The sequence below is a fragment of the Streptomyces sp. NBC_01497 genome (genome assembly GCF_036250695.1).
In the GTDB taxonomy this organism is placed as follows: Bacteria; Actinomycetota; Actinomycetes; order Streptomycetales; family Streptomycetaceae; genus Streptomyces.
Map to the genome: position 1 here is coordinate 1,792,777 of NZ_CP109427.1, position 15,527 is coordinate 1,808,303.

General features: G+C 73.6%; 11 protein-coding genes and 1 riboswitch. Of the genes, 4 read left to right on the forward strand and 7 right to left on the reverse strand.

Features of this window, described 5'->3' with window-relative positions; translation table 11 throughout:
* Nucleotides 1-35 precede the first annotated feature (35 nt).
* Nucleotides 36-2,705 carry a magnesium-translocating P-type ATPase gene (gene mgtA, locus OG310_RS07655; protein ID WP_329455119.1) on the reverse strand — a complete coding sequence of 890 codons (2,670 nt, stop codon included), beginning with the start codon at nucleotides 2,703-2,705 and terminating at the stop codon, nucleotides 36-38.
* 18 nt (nucleotides 2,706-2,723) lie between these two features.
* Nucleotides 2,724-3,095: an ArsR/SmtB family transcription factor gene (locus OG310_RS07660; protein ID WP_329455120.1), complete on the reverse strand. Its 372-nt coding sequence runs from the start codon at nucleotides 3,093-3,095 to the stop codon at nucleotides 2,724-2,726.
* A gap of 213 nt (nucleotides 3,096-3,308) precedes the next feature.
* Here OG310_RS07660 and tatA point away from each other — a divergent pair, with 213 nt between their 5' ends.
* Both tatA and OG310_RS07670 read left to right on the forward strand, forming a co-directional pair.
* The gene (gene tatA, locus OG310_RS07665; RefSeq protein ID WP_329455121.1) at nucleotides 3,309-3,596 is read left to right on the forward strand and encodes a Sec-independent protein translocase subunit TatA; all 288 of its coding nucleotides are present in this window, start codon (nucleotides 3,309-3,311) and stop codon (nucleotides 3,594-3,596) included.
* A 57-nt stretch (nucleotides 3,597-3,653) separates the two neighbouring features.
* Nucleotides 3,654-5,414, forward strand: a complete 1,761-nt coding sequence (locus OG310_RS07670) for an LCP family protein (protein WP_329455122.1) — start codon at nucleotides 3,654-3,656, stop codon at nucleotides 5,412-5,414.
* Between the two features lie 758 nt (nucleotides 5,415-6,172).
* Here the strand turns inward: OG310_RS07670 and OG310_RS07675 are convergent.
* Entirely contained in the window at nucleotides 6,173-7,015 is an 843-nt protein-coding gene (locus OG310_RS07675; protein ID WP_329455123.1) for a LysM peptidoglycan-binding domain-containing protein, read from the reverse strand.
* Between the two features lie 2 nt (nucleotides 7,016-7,017).
* A riboswitch (cyclic di-AMP (ydaO/yuaA leader) is annotated at nucleotides 7,018-7,176 on the reverse strand.
* 584 nt (nucleotides 7,177-7,760) lie between these two features.
* Nucleotides 7,761-9,506 carry a PucR family transcriptional regulator gene (locus OG310_RS07680; protein ID WP_329455124.1) on the reverse strand — a complete coding sequence of 582 codons (1,746 nt, stop codon included), beginning with the start codon at nucleotides 9,504-9,506 and terminating at the stop codon, nucleotides 7,761-7,763.
* A gap of 228 nt (nucleotides 9,507-9,734) precedes the next feature.
* On the opposite strand from OG310_RS07680, the gene speB reads away from it, so the two are divergent.
* Entirely contained in the window at nucleotides 9,735-10,733 is a 999-nt protein-coding gene (speB, locus tag OG310_RS07685) for an agmatinase (RefSeq protein WP_329455125.1), read from the forward strand.
* A 245-nt stretch (nucleotides 10,734-10,978) separates the two neighbouring features.
* On the opposite strand, the gene OG310_RS07690 is transcribed toward speB, so the two are convergent.
* From OG310_RS07690 to OG310_RS07700, 3 genes are all read right to left on the reverse strand, one after another.
* Entirely contained in the window at nucleotides 10,979-11,389 is a 411-nt protein-coding gene (locus OG310_RS07690; RefSeq protein ID WP_329455126.1) for an STAS domain-containing protein, read from the reverse strand.
* A 120-nt stretch (nucleotides 11,390-11,509) separates the two neighbouring features.
* Nucleotides 11,510-12,850: a M16 family metallopeptidase gene (locus tag OG310_RS07695; RefSeq protein ID WP_329455127.1), complete on the reverse strand. Its 1,341-nt coding sequence runs from the start codon at nucleotides 12,848-12,850 to the stop codon at nucleotides 11,510-11,512.
* Nucleotides 12,847-14,133 carry a M16 family metallopeptidase gene (locus OG310_RS07700; protein WP_329455128.1) on the reverse strand — a complete coding sequence of 429 codons (1,287 nt, stop codon included), beginning with the start codon at nucleotides 14,131-14,133 and terminating at the stop codon, nucleotides 12,847-12,849. Before OG310_RS07700 ends, OG310_RS07695 begins: the two co-directional genes overlap by 4 nt.
* Nucleotides 14,134-14,549: 416 nt before the next feature.
* On the opposite strand from OG310_RS07700, the gene OG310_RS07705 reads away from it, so the two are divergent.
* Nucleotides 14,550-15,344 carry an alpha/beta fold hydrolase gene (locus OG310_RS07705; RefSeq protein ID WP_329455129.1) on the forward strand — a complete coding sequence of 265 codons (795 nt, stop codon included), beginning with the start codon at nucleotides 14,550-14,552 and terminating at the stop codon, nucleotides 15,342-15,344.
* The last annotated feature ends 183 nt before the right edge of the window (nucleotides 15,345-15,527 follow it).

Below are 15,527 nucleotides of genomic sequence, written 5' to 3' on the forward strand. Positions count from 1 at the left end.
CGCACCGCTGTCCCGGGTGCCGGATACGCGCCGGCTCAGCGCGCCCCGCGCCGCCGGGCGAGGGCCAGTGCCCCCGCGTACAGCGCGAGGACCCCGGCGAGCAGGGGATAGAAGGACAGGGGCGGCGCCGTCATGCCGAGGGCCGCGCCCGCCGGCAGGAGGGGCAGCGCCAGCCCGAACGCCGCGAGGAACGCGGCGGCGACCCGGATCGGCACCGGCACCCTGCCCGGCCCGCGCCCCGCACCCCGCGGGCGCATCATCAGCATGACGAGCGCCTGCGTCAGCAGGTTCTCGGTGAACCAGCCCGCGTGGAAGGCCGACTGGCCGTCGATGTGCCGGGACGCCGGCATGGCGAGCGCCAGGACGGCGAACGTCGCGAGGTCGGCGCACGCGTTGATCAGCCCGTACCCGGCGATCACGCGCGGCAGTCCGCGCGGGTGCAGCGTCGCGGGCCGGTCGGCGGCGGACTCGGGCGGCCGGTCGAGCGCGAGGGTCAGCTGGGCGGCGTCGAAGCACAGGTTCTGCAGCAGCACCTGGGCGGGCAGCATCGGCAGGAACGGCATCACCAGGCCCGCGCCGAGCATCGCGATCACGTTGCCGACATTGGACGACAGCGTGATCCGCAGGTACGTGAGGATGTTCGCGGTCGCCCTGCGCCCGTAGGCGACGGCGTGGGACAGCGCGGTCAGGTCCTTGGTGGCGAGGACGACACCGGCCGCCTCACGCGCGACCTGCGCCGCCTCCTTCGTACAGATGCCGAGATCCGCGGCGCGCAGTGCGGGCAGGTCGTTGACGCCGTCGCCCAGATATCCCGTGGTGTGGCCGGCGGAGCGCAGCGCCCGCACCACGCGGGCCTTGTGCTCGGGCGTGCAGCGCGCGAAGACGGTCGTACGGGCGGCGAGAGCCGCCAGTTCGCCGTCGTCGAGCGCGTCGAGACGGTCCCCGGTGACGACGTCGCCGGGGCCGGTGGCAAGGCCGAGATCGCGGCAGGCGCGGGCCGCGGTGCCCGGGTGGTCGCCGGTCAGGACGGTGACGGACACGCCGCGACGGGCGAGGGAGGCGAGGGCGTCGGCGGCCGTGGGGGCGAGGGCGTCGCGCAGGCCGACGAACCCGACGAGTGTGAGGTCGCGCTCGTCGGCGACCGTCAGCGGGCGGGGGCGCAGCGGCAGGTGCGCGTGGGCGACCGCGAGGACCCGCAGCCCGGCTCCGGCGGCCCGGGTGACCAGCGCGTCGAGCCGGGCCCGCGCGGCCGCGTCGAGGGCCGCCGTCGCACCGCCCTCTCCGGTACGCATCCGGGTGCAGCGGTCGAGCACGTCCTCGGGTGCGCCCTTGACGGCGAGCACATGGCCGCGGCCGTCCCGTACCAGCGCTCCCGACCTGCGGCGCACCGGGTCGAGCGGCAGGGCCGCGAGACCCTCGTACCGTTCGGCGGCGCCGGGCGGGGCGGCGGCGAGGATCGCCTCGTCGAGCGCGTCGGGCAGTGGGACCTCCGCCAGTTGCAGGGTGACGAGGCTGTTGACGGCCGCCCACTCCAGAGCCGCCGGGTCCTCGCGGCCGTCCGGTGCCACACTGCGGTCCAGGACCGGCAGGTCCTGGGTGAGGGTTCCGGTCTTGTCCGTGCACAGCACGTCGACGGCTCCGAGGTCGTGCAGGGCGGGCAGCCGCTTGACGATCACGCCGTACCGCCCGCCGAGCCGCCCCGCACCGCGCGCCAGCACCGTGTTGACGACGACGGGCAGCATCTCGGGCGTGAGCCCGACCGCGACGGCCACCGCGAACGCGGGCGACTCCGGGCTGCTGCGGTGCAGCACCGCGCCGGCCGCGAGGACCAGCGGCGGGGTGAGCGCCATCAGCCGGACGAGCAGCCAGGACACGCCCTTGACCGACCGGTCGAACGGCCGCTCCCGGCGCCCGGCGTCCGATCCCCGCTCGCCCCCGCCGTGCTCCGCCGCGAACCGCGTCCCCGGCCCGGTGGCCGTCACCACGGCGGTCGCGCTGCCCGCCGCGACACTGCTGCCCTGGAAGCACAGGTGCGGCCGGTCGAAGGCACCCTCACCGTCGCAGCGGGGCGCCGGTTCGTCCACGGGATGCTTGGCCACCGGCACCGACTCGCCGGTCAGCGCGGCCTGATGGACGCTCAGCCCGGTGGCGCGCAGCAGCCGTACGTCGGCGGGCACCAGGTCGCCGGGGGCGAGCCGGACGATGTCGCCCGGCACCAGGTCACAGGTGGGCACCTCGCGCTCGCACGTCTCGGTGTACGAGGGCCCGGCGCGGCGCCGCACGGTCGCGGTGGCGGCGATCGCGCCGTGCAGCGCGGCGGCCGACCGGTCGGCCCGCTGGTCCGCGCGGGTGCGCAGCGCGCAGCTGACCGCGACGAGCACGGTGAGGACGCACGCCGCCCCCCAGGAGGAGACGGCCGCGGAGATGATCGCGAGGCAGAGCAGGACACCGGTGAAGGGGTCGCGCACACCACTGGGGAAACGGCGCAGCCAGTGCGCGGGGCGTGCGGCGGGCAGGCTGTTCTCGCCGTGCCGGGTGAGGCGTTCCTCGGCGTCGGCCTCGGTGAGGCCGCGCGGTCCCGTGTCGAGTCCGCGGAGCACCGCGAGGGTGGTGTCGCCGTCCCCGGCGCCGGGGCCGTCCGGCGCGGCAGGGCCGGTGCCCGGTGGCCGGCGCGTACCGGGGACCGTGGGCTCGCTGGTCTTCATGGCGCCACCGGGGACCTGTCAGGCCACCGGGCCGACCGGGCCGCCCGCGGCGGCGGGCCGGCCGGGCGCCCCGTCCGCGCGGCTCGTGAGCTGGCCGACCATCAACTGGACCACGGTCACCAGCGCCGGATCGTCGACCAGGTAGACCTGCCGGCGTCCCTCGCGCCGCGCCCGGACGAGGCCGGCGAGCTTCAGCTTGGCGAGGTGCTGGCTGACGGCGGGCAGCGAACCGCCGACCCGTTCCGCGAGACCCGTGACATCGCTCTCGCCCTGGGCGAGTATCCATACGATGTGCAACCGGACGGCGGACGAGAGAAGACCGAAGGCGGCGGCGGCGTCCTGGAGCACGTCGTCTCTCGGGTCGGCCGGCCTCGCGGGCGACCTCGTCACGTGAACCTCCACAGATTGACGTGCCAGGGTAGGGACGACCGCCGGGCGCGTCCCCGGTCGGACCGGTGCGACAGCCTACGCGAGCGGGCGAAGAGCGCGGGTGCCGACCGGGTCCGGGCCGGGCCGCTCAGTTGCTCGGTTGCGTAATGTGGCAACCTTATGGCGCCGGTGGCGATCGCCGCCCGTGCCCGTCGTACCCGGAGGTGGCATCGCATGCTCAGAAACGGCCTGGAGCCCTGGCACGTGATCCTTGTCGTGGTCGTCGTAGCCTTGCTGTTCGGATCGAAGAAGCTCCCGGACGCCGCCCGCGGTCTCGGCAGGTCCATGCGCATCTTCAAGAGCGAGGTCAAGGCCATGAAGTCCATGGAGGACGACGACACGCGGACGGCTCCCGTCACGGCGGACGCCGCGCCGTTCAGCACGGCCCCCACGGCCCCCGTGACCACCGCGCCGAAGGCCGCCACCGAGGCGACCGAGCGGAAGTCCGCCACGGCTCACTGAGCCGCCACGTCGGCCGTTTGTACGTCCAACGACCACTGACGCACAGGGAGTTCGCAGATGACGGACCCGAGGGCCGGCGATCGCGCCCGCCAGGCGACACGCCACCGACCCTCGGGGCCGCCACGGCAGCGCTCACCCCAGGACGCGCCCGCCCCCGGCTCCACGGGCGGGGCTCCCCCGAGCGGCAGGGCCGCCGCCCGCAAGGCGGCCCGCGGCAAGGACCGGGGCCATCAGCGTCGTCGCGCGAAGCCGCTGCCGCGCCGCAAACGCGTCGTACGGACGCTGCTGACGGTGGTCTCCGCGCTGGTGCTGATCGTCGCGGGCGGCGGCGCCTGGCTGTACGAGCACCTCAGCGGCAACATCCACAGCGTGGCCATAGACGGCGGCGGTTCGAAGGAGCAGGCCGACTCGTTCGGCAGGACGCCGATCAACATACTGGCGATCGGGTCCGACGGCCGGAACTCCAAGAGCGACTGCAAGCTCGGCGGCGGCTGCGGCTCCAGTGACTCGACGGCCGGGCACAACGCGGACGTCGACATGGTGCTGCATATCTCCGCGGACCGGTCCAACGCGACCGTGATGAGCATCCCGCGCGACACGATGACCCAGATCCCGGCCTGCAAGGGCACCGACGGCGGCCCGTCGACCCCCGGCTACCAGGGACAGATCAACAGCGCGCTCCAGTACGGCCCCGCCTGCCAGGTCTCCGCCGTGCACCAGCTCACCGGGATCCCCATCGACCACTTCGTGATGCTGGACTTCTCCGGTGTGGTGCAGATGTCGGACGCGGTGGGCGGTGTGTCGGTGTGTGTGAGTGACAACGTCTACGACACGTACTCGCACCTGAAGCTCGCCAAGGGGACGCACACACTCAAGGGCGACGCGGCACTGGAGTTCGTCCGCACGCGGCACGGGCTGGGCGACGGCAGCGACCTGGGCCGTACGTACGCGCAGCACATCTTCCTCAGCGCGATGATCCGCAAGCTCAAGAGCGCGGGCACCCTGTCCAACCCGACCAAGGTCTACTCGCTGGCCAACAGCGCCACCAAGGCCATGACGGTGGACACCGGCCTGAACAGCATCGCCAAGCTGATCGGGCTGGCCGACGACCTGAACAAGGTCCCCACGAAGCGGCTGACCTTCACGACGATGCAGACAGGACAGTCGCCGACGGACGCCAACCGGGTCGTGCCGGCCGCGGGCGCCGACGCGTTGTTCGCTGCCATCGCCGACGACAAGTCGCTGACGGCCTCCGACGGCAAGAAGACGACAGGGACGAAGCCCTCCTCCGGCGCGAAGACGGACGCGAAGCCGTCCCCGTCGGCGACCGTCCCGCCCGCCGACGTCTCGGTGCAGGTGGAGAACGGCACCGGCACGTCGGGGCGCGCCGCCGCGATCGCGACGGCGCTGACCGGGAAGGGGTTCACCATCGGCTCCTCGGGCAACGCGGGCGCGCCGCAGTCGAAGACCACGCTGACCTACGGGCCAGGGCAGCAGGCGGCGGCGCAGACGGCGGCGAACGCGCTCGGCCTGCCCCCCTCCCACCTGACCTCGTCGAACGCGAACGGGGTCGTGCTCACGATCGGTGCGGACTGGCCGACGGGCACGGCGTTCCCCGGCGGTTCCGGGACGGGAGGGGCGGGAGGCTCGACGGCCGACGCCAAGGCGGCGGTCTCCGGGGCCCACGCGGACACCGCGGACGACTCCAAGGCCTGCGCCAAGGTCAGCCAGTACAAGACCGTCGAGATCAACGGCGTACCCATGACGCCTTCTCAGGCATATGGCGAATCTACCAACAAAAAGGACTCCGCGTCCTGACCCCGGCCACTGGTGGCGGGCCCGCACGGGCTCGCCGCCACCGCTTTCGCCATCGCGTTCCAGGATCCGACATCCTCCCCCTCGCGCACGCATGGCCGCCCCCTCGCACCCGCCCCGCGCGGCTGCCGTCATCCGGGCCGCGCCTCCGCTCCTCCGGGACGACGGGTGGGGAGCGCCTCGCGTCCGTGCGACCCGGGCTGTCCTGGGCGCGTCGGTGTGACATCCGGAGCCTGATCGTGTCGGTGTGACGCGCACGAAGCCGTGGACACGTCGGTGTGATACGCCGGGAAACCCACCCATCCCACTGGTCGATTTGCCCGTATATGACCCATAAATCACACTCATATACGGGCGCACACCAGGGTCGTGGAGGGCTGAGGCGACACCGGGAGCAGACCAGGGGTGCCAGGCCGGAGGGGGTCGGTGGGCGGGGGCACCGGATAGAGGGCGGTGCGGCGGCACGACGGGTGGGACGGCGGCGGCGCGGGCCTTACCCGCGCGACCCTCACCCGCGGCGCCCGTACCCGCGGCCCCCTACCCGCGCGGCCCGGCCTCCGCGCGGCCCGTCCCGCCACGAGCCTCGGGCCGCGCTCGTCGAGGGCCACCAGGGCGGACCCGGCAGCCGGTGGGATCCGGCCACCGCGGCCCGCCCGCCGTGGGCGGACACGCCACAGGCCCGCCAGGCGGTGCCTGGCGGGCCTGTGGGTTGCCCGGCGGGCCCGGTGTGTCCGAGGGGCCCGTCAGTGGTGGGGCGTCTGTCAGTACGGGCCGTTGACGTTGTCGATCGAGCCGTACGTCGCGGCGGCGTAGTTGCACGCGGCCGTGATGTTCGCGACCGGGTCGTACGGGTCCATCGAGGTGCCGGCCACGTGGTACGTCTGGAACGTGGGGTCGATCACCTGGAGCAGGCCCTTGGACGGGGTGCCCTTGGCCGCGTTGGAGTCCCAGTTGTTGATCGCCAGCGGGTTGCCGGACGACTCACGCATCACGTTGCGGTAGATGCCGTCGTAGCTGCCGGGGATGCCGTGCTGGCCCATGATGCTCAGCGACTGGCGTATCCAGCCGTCCAGGTTGTTCGCGTATACCGGGGCGGCCGCCTTGGCCGGGGCCGCCGTCTTGACGGCGGTGGCGTCGGCGGTGGTCTGCGCCTTGATGACGGTCTTGTGGGCGGAGCCGTTGGCGGAGCTGCGCGCCTCACCCGTGGTGCGGGCGGCGGGGGCGGCCTTGCCGTTCAGCGTGAGCTTGAGACCGGGGTGGATCAGCGACGGGTTGCCGCCGACCGCCTCACGGTTGTCCTGGTAGAGCTTCTTCCAGCCGCCGGAGAGCGAGTGGTCGCGGGCGATCTTCGAGAGCGAGTCGCCCCGGACCACGGTGTACGCGGAGTGGGCGGCCTTCTTCGCCGCCGCGCTGACCTGCGCGGGGGCCTTCGGAGCCTGGTGGACCGCGGCCTCGTGGGCCACGGACTGGGCGGCCGGCGCGGCGTTGGCGGCGGCGGCGGTCAGCAGAGGTACGGCGATCACTGCACCGCCCACGCCTGCGACCATGAGGCCGCGGGTCAGCGTTCGGGGCATGGGACGACGGTGGCTGGCCTTTTTGGGCATGCTGAGTTCCTCTCCGTCGCCTGCGAGGTGAGCTGTCGGGTTCGGGCTGGAGATGCCCGGCCGCATGGGATGCGACTTGACCCCTAGCCGGTCCGCTTTCGCGGCTCGGCGACTTACCTGGGTCCCCCGCTCCTGCCGTATGGATGCGGTTGTTGGTTGAGGTATCCGGACAGCGGCAGGATTCGGCGGTCTGTCCGGAATGACGAGAACGTAAGCGAAGACCTCGCGGCGAAACAAGTTGTGAATTCACTGAGCTATGCGCCAAACGCTGACAGCGAGGATCCGGCCGGTCGCTCGACGGCCTTATGAAAACCCAACACGCCCTGTGCGCGCACGAAATGGGCGAGGCCTCGGGGGCGTGGAATCCGCCCCCAGGTGACGTATATCACTCGTAGGGCGACCAACCACCCCGCACAACACCCGCCAGAGGCCATCAAGTTACCCGAACACCCCAGAACAGATCTTAGGGATTTAGAGCACTAAATCGCCCATAAGGTCACTCCGGATCAAGGACCCGGACGGCGCGGAGATTGATGCCGGATCAGAGCTGCCCATTCACCGCGAGAGGCGCAGAACGACCCCTGGTCCCCTTTTTTCGATCATGCCGGCCAAGGGCGATCGGAAAAGCACGCAGGGCCGAATCCGGGATGCCGTATTCCTTTCGCGTCCCGTCTCCCGGCAAATCCCTCCGAATTCCTGACACGCGGTCAGGGAGATTGCGGGAACGAGTCGATGGGCGGAAAGCTCACTCGTGTTCCGTGCCGCCCCGGGCCGCCTCGCCGGTGAAATGGGCGGCGGGGAAAGGGAAATGGTCTCGGCGGGGCGCCCCCGAGAACCAGCCCAGCGCCAGCAGCAACTCCGCGCGGACCGCGGCGTCGGAGAGGTCGACGCCGAGCAGCAGTTCCACGCGCCGGATCCGGTGCCGGACGCTGTTGCGATGCAGACCGGTGAGCTGAGCCGTACGGTCCCAGCCCCCGTGGCAGCCGAGCCAGGTGCGCAGCACCTCGACCAGCGCCGAGCCGTCCGGCTCGGCCCGCTCGTCGAGCAGCGGCGCGAGCGTCCGCCGCGCCCAGTCGCCGGCGCGGTCCGGGTCCACCGCCGCGCCGATGCCGAGCCCGCGGTCCTCCGCGACGACGGGGATACCGCGGGCCCCGGCCTGCCGCAGCAGCAGGTGGGCCTCGCGATCGGCGGCAGGCAGCAGGCCCGGCGGCACGGGCCTGCTCAGCGCGGCGAGCCAGCCGCCACGCTCCCGCAGCCGCTCCAGGTCGGCCCGTCCCGCACCGGCGGGCAGGACACCGCGCAACGTTCCCCCGCCGGCCGCCTCCCCCGCGCGGTCGTCGATGTCATCGGTGAGCGGGCCCGGCACGTACGGCCCAGCCGGGGCGCCGCCCGTGCCCGTGCCCGCGCCCGGCGGACGCCGTGCCCGGAGCGCCCTGACCAGAGGCGGGCCCCCGGACGGTTCGCCGTCCTTAACCGGCCCGCCGCCGAGCAACGAGGTCAGCAGGTCGCGGGCGCGGCCTGGCTCGGCCGGGTCCTCGCCCAGCAGCAACAGCGCGGCGAGTGCGCCCTGTTGGGTTCCCGCGCGTGCGGTGCGGGCCAGCAGTCCCAGCAGTCCCGCGGCCATGGTCCCCGCGCCACGCCCCGCTGCGGTCGGCGGCCGGTCGCCGCCGAGCAGCAGGATCCGCACACCGCTCCCGGACGCGGTCCCCGCCCCCGCACTCCCTGAGGAGCCCGGCGCCGCCCGGCCGGTGCCCTCCACCGGGTGGAGCGCGACATGTCCGTGTGCGCCGTGGTCGACGGCGCTGCGGGGACCGTCGGCCCGGCCCAGCCGTACGGCGAGCCGCCTGAGGTCCGCGCCCGGTTCCGGCGCCCCGGCGGTCGCGGCGAGCGGCCGGCCTTCGGCGTCGAGCAGGACGGCCCAGCCGCCGGCCGCCCGGGCGGTCGCCTCCAGGACGGCGGACACCGGCGTGGTGCGGTGCAGGGCCGCCCCGGCGATCGCGGCCTGGGCCTCGGCCATACCGAGGAGTTGGTCGGCGTGGCGACGGTGCAGGGCGGCGGCGACGGTGCGCGCGATCGCGTGGAACGCGGTTGCCTCGGGCACCGCGAGCAGCGGCAGGCCCTGTTCCTCGCACGCGGCGGCCAGCTCCGGCGGGACCGTGCGGTGGACCGGCGCGAGCCCGAACCCGAGGGCGGCGACACCGGCGCGCACCAGACCCTCGACGTACGTGCCGTACGCGCGGGCCCGCGCCCCCTCGCCCGGCCCGGAGACCTCCGGCAGCCCGATACCGGCCGTGAGCAGCAGTTCGCCGCCGATCAGGTACGGGGCGGGGTCCGGCAGTTCACTGACGTGGGCCCAGCCGATCCGCCGGTCCAGCAGCGCGTCGCGGGTCATGGGGACCAGTCCGAGCGCGGGGTCCCCGGTCAGCTCGCGCAGTGCGAGGGACGGAAGGACGTCGGACGGCTCGGGGTCCTGCGGGGCGGTGGTGCGCATGGGCCGGCTCCGGCAAAGAGGAGGGCCGGCCGGGGACGGCGGCCGGGTCGGATCATCCTAGGAGTCCCGCCGCGCGGGACGTATCGTCCCGTGACCCGGCCGGACGCGCGGCCTAAGCTGCTCGCCGTTCGGTGGTGCACCGGCCGGGGCCGCGGTTCGCGCCTCCGGCCCGTCCGCCTTCCTCTCGTCCCTCCCCGGCCCCGGCCCCCGTACGGAAGAAGACCTCCCGTGACATCGCAGCAACCGCAGCCGGAGTCCGCGGCGCCCGCCGGGCCGGTCGGCCCCGTGGACAGTTCGATCGTCCCCCGATACGCGGGCATCGCCACCTTCGCCCGGCTGCCCCGTCTGGAGGAGGTCGGCCGCGCCGACGTCGCGGTGGTCGGCATCCCCTTCGACAGCGGGGTCTCCTACCGTCCCGGGGCGCGCTTCGCCCCGGCGGCGGTGCGCGAGGCGAGCCGCCTCCTGCGGCCGTACCACCCGGCGCTCGACGTGTCCCCGTTCGCCGCCGTGCAGGTCGCGGACGCTGGGGACATCGCGGTCAACCCGTTCGACATCGGCCAGGCGGTGGCCACCGTCGAGGAGCAGGTGGGCGAACTGGCCGCCACCGGCGCGTCCGTGCTGACGGTCGGCGGCGACCACACTCTCTCGCTCCCCCTGCTGCGCGCCGCCGCCCGGGTGCACGGGCCGCTGGCACTGCTGCACTTCGACGCCCATCTCGACACCTGGGACACCTACTTCGGGGAGCCGTACACGCACGGCACACCGTTTCGGCGCGCGGTGGAGGAAGGCCTGCTCGATACGGAGGCACTCGGCCACATCGGCACCCGCGGCCCGCTCTACGGCAAGAGCGACCTCGCCGAGGACAAGCGGCTCGGTTTCGGCATCGTGACGGCCGCCGATGTCATGCGACGGGGGGTGGACGACACGGTCGCGGCAGTGCGGGAACGGATCGGGGACCGGCCGCTCTATGTCTCGGTGGACATCGACGTCCTCGACCCGGCCCACGCGCCGGGCACCGGAACCCCGGAGGCGGGCGGCCTGACCTCGCGGGAACTGCTGGAGATCCTGCGCGGCCTGGACGGTACGCGGATCGTCGGCGGGGACGTGGTGGAGGTGGCACCCGCCTACGACCACGCGGACATCACCTCGGTGGCCGCCTCGCACGTCGCGTACGACCTGGTGAGCCTGCTGGCCCTGCGTCGCGCGGCAGACGCCGGCGCCGCCTGATGCCCCCGCGTCGCACGCGACCGGCGCGGCCCGCCACGGGGCAGGGGGACGGTGAGGGCGGCGACAGCGGTGATCCGGCCGGACCCGCGGCCACGACAGCGGTGAACGCCGGTGATCCGGCCGGGCCCGCGATCAGTGACAGCGGTGACGGCGGTGTTCCGGTGACGCCTACGGTGGCGGACTCACGTGCTCGCACACCGACGCGGCGGTCCTGACCCGGCGCCACCCGGCGCCGGGACGCGCCGTCAGGGCGCCGTCCGGCGGGGCGGCCCGGATCGGGGGCCGCCCTGCCGCTCGTCCCGGCCGGCCGTGGCGGCAGCCGCCTCGACGGTGGACGCGAACTCGAAGAACGTACGGGTGCCCGTCACGTCGAACAGCCGCCCCACCGTCTCGTGCAGCGGTCCGGCGATCACCAGACGCGTGCCCCGGCGGCGCCGGCGGCGCTGTGTCTCCAGCAGGACATGCAAAAGGGTGGAGTCCGCGAACTCCAGCGCCGACAGGTCCGCCACGAGCAGCCGTACCCCGTCCTCCCCCGCGCGCCGTATCTCCGCTTCGAGCACCGGCGCGTTCTCGTAGTCGACGCCGCCGCTCATCCGGACGACCGCCACGCCACGTCCGGCCGTGCTCACCGTCAACGCCGCGGATCCCTCTGCCATGGGCCCAGGCTTCCACGCCCGGAGGGCCATCCCCCAAACTCCGTTTCCAAACCCACTCGTTCTCGGGAACATACGGGCAGGCCGTGAAGATGATCACGCAGTCCGGCCGCTTCGCCCGGCTCACGCCCGTACGACGAACGGCTCCCCTGGCCAGGCGTCGCGCACGGCGTCCTCGATCTTCGAGGCGTCGCCCACGACCACCAGGGACAGGCCGTCGAAGGGCAGATGCGTGCCGAGGGCCGCGGAGGCGGACTCCGGGGTGACGGCGCGCACCGCGTCCTGCCACTGGTTGAAGTAGCCGGGCTCCAGGTTCTCCGAGACGACGTCCGCCACCTGAGCGGCCACGGCGTCGCTGGTCTGGAAGGCGATCGGGCCGACCCGCAGGAAGCAGTCGGCGGCGATGTCCCGTTCGGCGGCGTCGATCCCGCCCGCGACCGTGGAGCGCACGACTTCGGCGAGGTCAGCGAGCGCGGGTCCCGTCACGTCGGTCTCGACGGCGCAGGCGATGCTCGCGACACTGCCGTGCCGCAGCGAGGAGTTGCCGGCGAAGATTCCGTACGTGTAGCCCTTCTCCTCCCGCAGGACCTTGCTCAGCCGCGATCCGATGTGTCCTCCGAGGGCGTACGTACCGATCCCCAGCGAAGCCCAGTCGGGGCTGCGCCGGTCGATCGACGGCAGTCCGGCGCGGATCGCGCTCTGCACCGCGCCCGGCCGGTCCACGAGCAGTACCCGCGGCCCCTGAGCCCTCGCCTCCTGCCCGGCGGCGGGCGCGGCCGTGCCCGTCCACGGCCCGAACGCCACGTCGACGAGCGCGTCGACGTCGGTGCCCCGGAAGTCGCCCACGAGCACGAGCGTCGCCGCGGAGGGCGCCACGAACCGCTCGTGATAGGCGCGTACGGCCGCCACGTCGAGCGCGGCGAGGTCCTGCGCGGTGCCTGAGAGTGGGCGGCTCATGCGGCTGTCGGCGGTGAACAGCGCACCGTACAGTTCGAGGTAGGCGCGGTACTCGGCCTGCGCGCGGCGGACCTCGATCGCGTCCCTCTCCTCCTTCACGACCCGCGCGAACTCCCGTTCCGCGTAGGCGGGCCGCATCACGCTGGCGGCCAGCAACCCCAGCGACTCCCCCAGCCGCGCGGTCGGCGCGGTCAGCGCCGCCACCGGACCGTCGTGTCCCGCCGCCGCCCAGTACGAGGCGCCGATGGACTCGATCCGACGCGCGAAGGCGGCCACGTCGAGCTCCTCGGTCCCCTCGGTCCACAGATCGGTGGCGAGGGACGCGGTGCCGTCCCGGCCCTCGGCCGCGAGCGGCGCGTCGAAGACGAGGCGGACGGCGGCCAGTTCACGGCCCGGAAGGTCGTACACGAGGACAGACAGCCCGTTGTCGAGGCGGCGCCGGCGCGGGTCGGGGAAGAACCAGGGCGCGGGCGCGGAAACCGTGGGACGGGGAACGGTGCTGGTCATACGTGCGCACTCCGATCGGTGTGGTAGACGACCCGGGCGCACTGCTCGGGCAGCAGTCCTGCGGCGGCCCGCCGCACCTGCTCGGGCGTGACCGCGCGCAGTCGCGCGACGACGCCGTCGGCGAGCGCCGCGTCCCCGTGCAGGCAGGCGAACCGCGAGTACTGGTCGGCACGCCCGCCGAAGTCGGCGGTCCCGTCGAGCCATTCCCTCTCCGCCGACGCGAGGGCGCGGGCCAGTTCCTCCTCGGTCGGCCCCTCCGCGGCGAACGTCCACAGTTCCTCGTCGAGGTGCTGCTCCAGTACGGCCGGGTCGATGCCGATGCGGCCCTCGACGATGAGCGCGGCGGACGAGTCGCCCCGGGCCTGGCGCAGGAAGAACGGCGAGACGCCGCGCGCCAGTTCGTCGCCGTGGACGAGACGCAGTCCGAGGCGGGCCGCGGTGCCGCCCGCGAGGATCTGGAGCGCCAGGTCCACCGCGTCGGCCTCCGGCGTGCCGTCGCGTGCCACCCGCCACAGCGCGTACACGGCGGGCGCGGGCACGTCCTCGTGGAGATCGAGGCGCAGCGGCGCGGTCAGGGGGCCGAGGTGTTCGGGCTCCGGCTGCGGCGGGGCGGGATCCGCCCCGAGGTGGCCGAAGTACCGTTCCACGGAGGCGAGGGCGTCCGCTGTCGAGACGTCGCCGACCAGGGTCAGGACCGCGTTCGACGGCCGGTAGTGACGCCGGTAGAAGTCGGCGCACTCGGCCAGGCTCGCGGCGTCGAGGTGCTCCATCGAGCCGATGGTGTCGTGGTGGTACGGGCTGTCCGCGGGGAAGGCCAGCTGATGCAGGCGCTCCCACACGGTGCCGTAGGGCTGGTTGTCGTAGCGCTCCCGGCGTTCGTTCTTCACGACGTCGCGCTGGTTGTCCAGGTTCTGCTGGGTGAGCCCGGCGAGCAGGCCGGTCATCCGGTCCGCCTCCAGCCACAGGGCCAGATCGAGCGCGCCGGTGGGCAGCGTCTCGAAGTAGTTGGTGCGCTCGAACCAGGTGGTCGCGTTCAGGTCGGCACCGCTCGCGTCGAGGAGTCCGAAGTGCTCGCCGGAGGCGACGTTCTGCGAACCCTCGAACATCAGGTGCTCGAAGAGGTGCGCGAGTCCGGTCCTGCCGAGGTCCTCGTGCCGCGAACCGACGTCGTACCAGATGTTGAGGGCGACGGCGGGCGCGGAGCGGTCGGTGCGGACCACGACGCGCAGGCCGTTGTCGAGGGTGCGGGTGGTGAGCCCGCTCGTGGGCGGCGAACTGGTCACGGAATCTCCTGTTCGGTCGGGGCCGGTCGGGGACGGTCGGGCAGGGCGGGGGCTGCGGTACGTGGGCAGCGGTGGTGTGCTGCGCGCGGTGGGGACATCCGTTGTCCAGGGGCGGCGGTCGGTCCGGGCAGATGCGTGGTGTGGGTGTCGGCGGCCGGTGCCTGCCGGTGGCCGGTCGGGCACCCCTCTCAGACGACGTGTCCCGGGCGCCCGTCTCCCTGGATCCGGCCGGCGGCCGGGTCGCCCGGCGGACCTGTCCCCTCCCCCCTGTCCGCGCTCTCATCGTAGGAGGCGTGCGACGGAAGGTGCCGTGCGCCGGCCGCCCGACGGCGCACGCGAGGCGGAATGGACGGCGGCGCTCGGGGTCTTGTGCGTAGTCTCGTCGTCCATCGGTCGTGGGGGGAAGGGAACAGACTGTGCGGGACGCCGTTGTGACACCCGAGGGTGACCGGATTCGCTGGGTCGAGGCGCCGGGGCAGGACCCGCCACGTGTCTACGTGCACGGGCTGGGAGCCACATCGCCCGCGTACTTCACCGAGTCCGCGGTCCACCCCCTGCTGGCAGGCCGCCGCTCGCTGCTGATCGACCTGCTGGGACACGGCATGAGCGACCGGCCGACGGGCTTCTCCTACACGCTGGAAGGACATGCCGACGCGCTGGCCGAGGCCCTGACCCGCGCCGGGGTGACGGGTGCCGAGCTGGTCGCGCACAGTATGGGCGGCTCGGTGGCCATCGTCCTGGCCGTCCGGCACCCCTCCCTCGTCTCCCGGCTGGTCCTGGTCGACGCGAACCTCGACCCGATCCCGCCCGGGACCGTCTCCGGAGGAAGCAGCGACATCGCGTCGTACTCCGAGGAGGCGTTCCTGGCGGGCGGGTGGGAAGAGGTCCGCGACCGGGCCGGCTCCCACTGGTGGGCCACGATGCGCCTGGCCGGCCGTGAGGCCGTGTACCGCAGCGCGGTCCACCTCACTCGCGGCACGGTCCCCACCCTGCGTGACCTGCTGCACGACCTGGAGATACCCCGCACCTACCTGCTGCCCGAGGCCGACGGGCCGCTCCCTGGGGCGGACGCCCTCACTGCGGCCGGGGTGCGCGTGGTCGCGATCCCGCACTGCGGACACAACATCATGCTGGACAATCCGGAAGCCTTCGCGAGTGCGACCGCGGCGGCGCTCGCGGACCGGACAACGCCGCCTGCCGGCCGTCCATGACGGGAACACCGGGCTCCACGCGATACGTGCCCTGAGGCCGAGGAGGACACTGCCGCTGAGCGCGACCCTCGGACGGACTCCGCCTGCTGTCCGCCCGCGGCGGACGGTGGTGCGAGGACGGTGGTGCCTGGGGGCCACCACCGAGTCGCTGGAGAGGCCCCTGCGGCAGGCGTTCACCTGGCC

Excerpts from the sequence above, each read along its gene's own strand:
- OG310_RS07690 (WP_329455126.1), bottom strand. The coding sequence starts at position 11,389 with ATGGCAGAGGGATCCGCGGCGTTGACGGTGAGCACGGCCGGACGTGGC.
- OG310_RS07675 (WP_329455123.1), bottom strand. The coding sequence starts at position 7,015 with ATGCCCAAAAAGGCCAGCCACCGTCGTCCCATGCCCCGAACGCTGACC.
- tatA (WP_329455121.1), top strand. The coding sequence starts at position 3,309 with ATGCTCAGAAACGGCCTGGAGCCCTGGCACGTGATCCTTGTCGTGGTC.
- mgtA (WP_329455119.1), bottom strand. The coding sequence starts at position 2,705 with ATGAAGACCAGCGAGCCCACGGTCCCCGGTACGCGCCGGCCACCGGGC.
- OG310_RS07680 (WP_329455124.1), bottom strand. The coding sequence starts at position 9,506 with ATGCGCACCACCGCCCCGCAGGACCCCGAGCCGTCCGACGTCCTTCCG.
- OG310_RS07670 (WP_329455122.1), top strand. The coding sequence starts at position 3,654 with ATGACGGACCCGAGGGCCGGCGATCGCGCCCGCCAGGCGACACGCCAC.
- OG310_RS07695 (WP_329455127.1), bottom strand. The coding sequence starts at position 12,850 with ATGACCAGCACCGTTCCCCGTCCCACGGTTTCCGCGCCCGCGCCCTGG.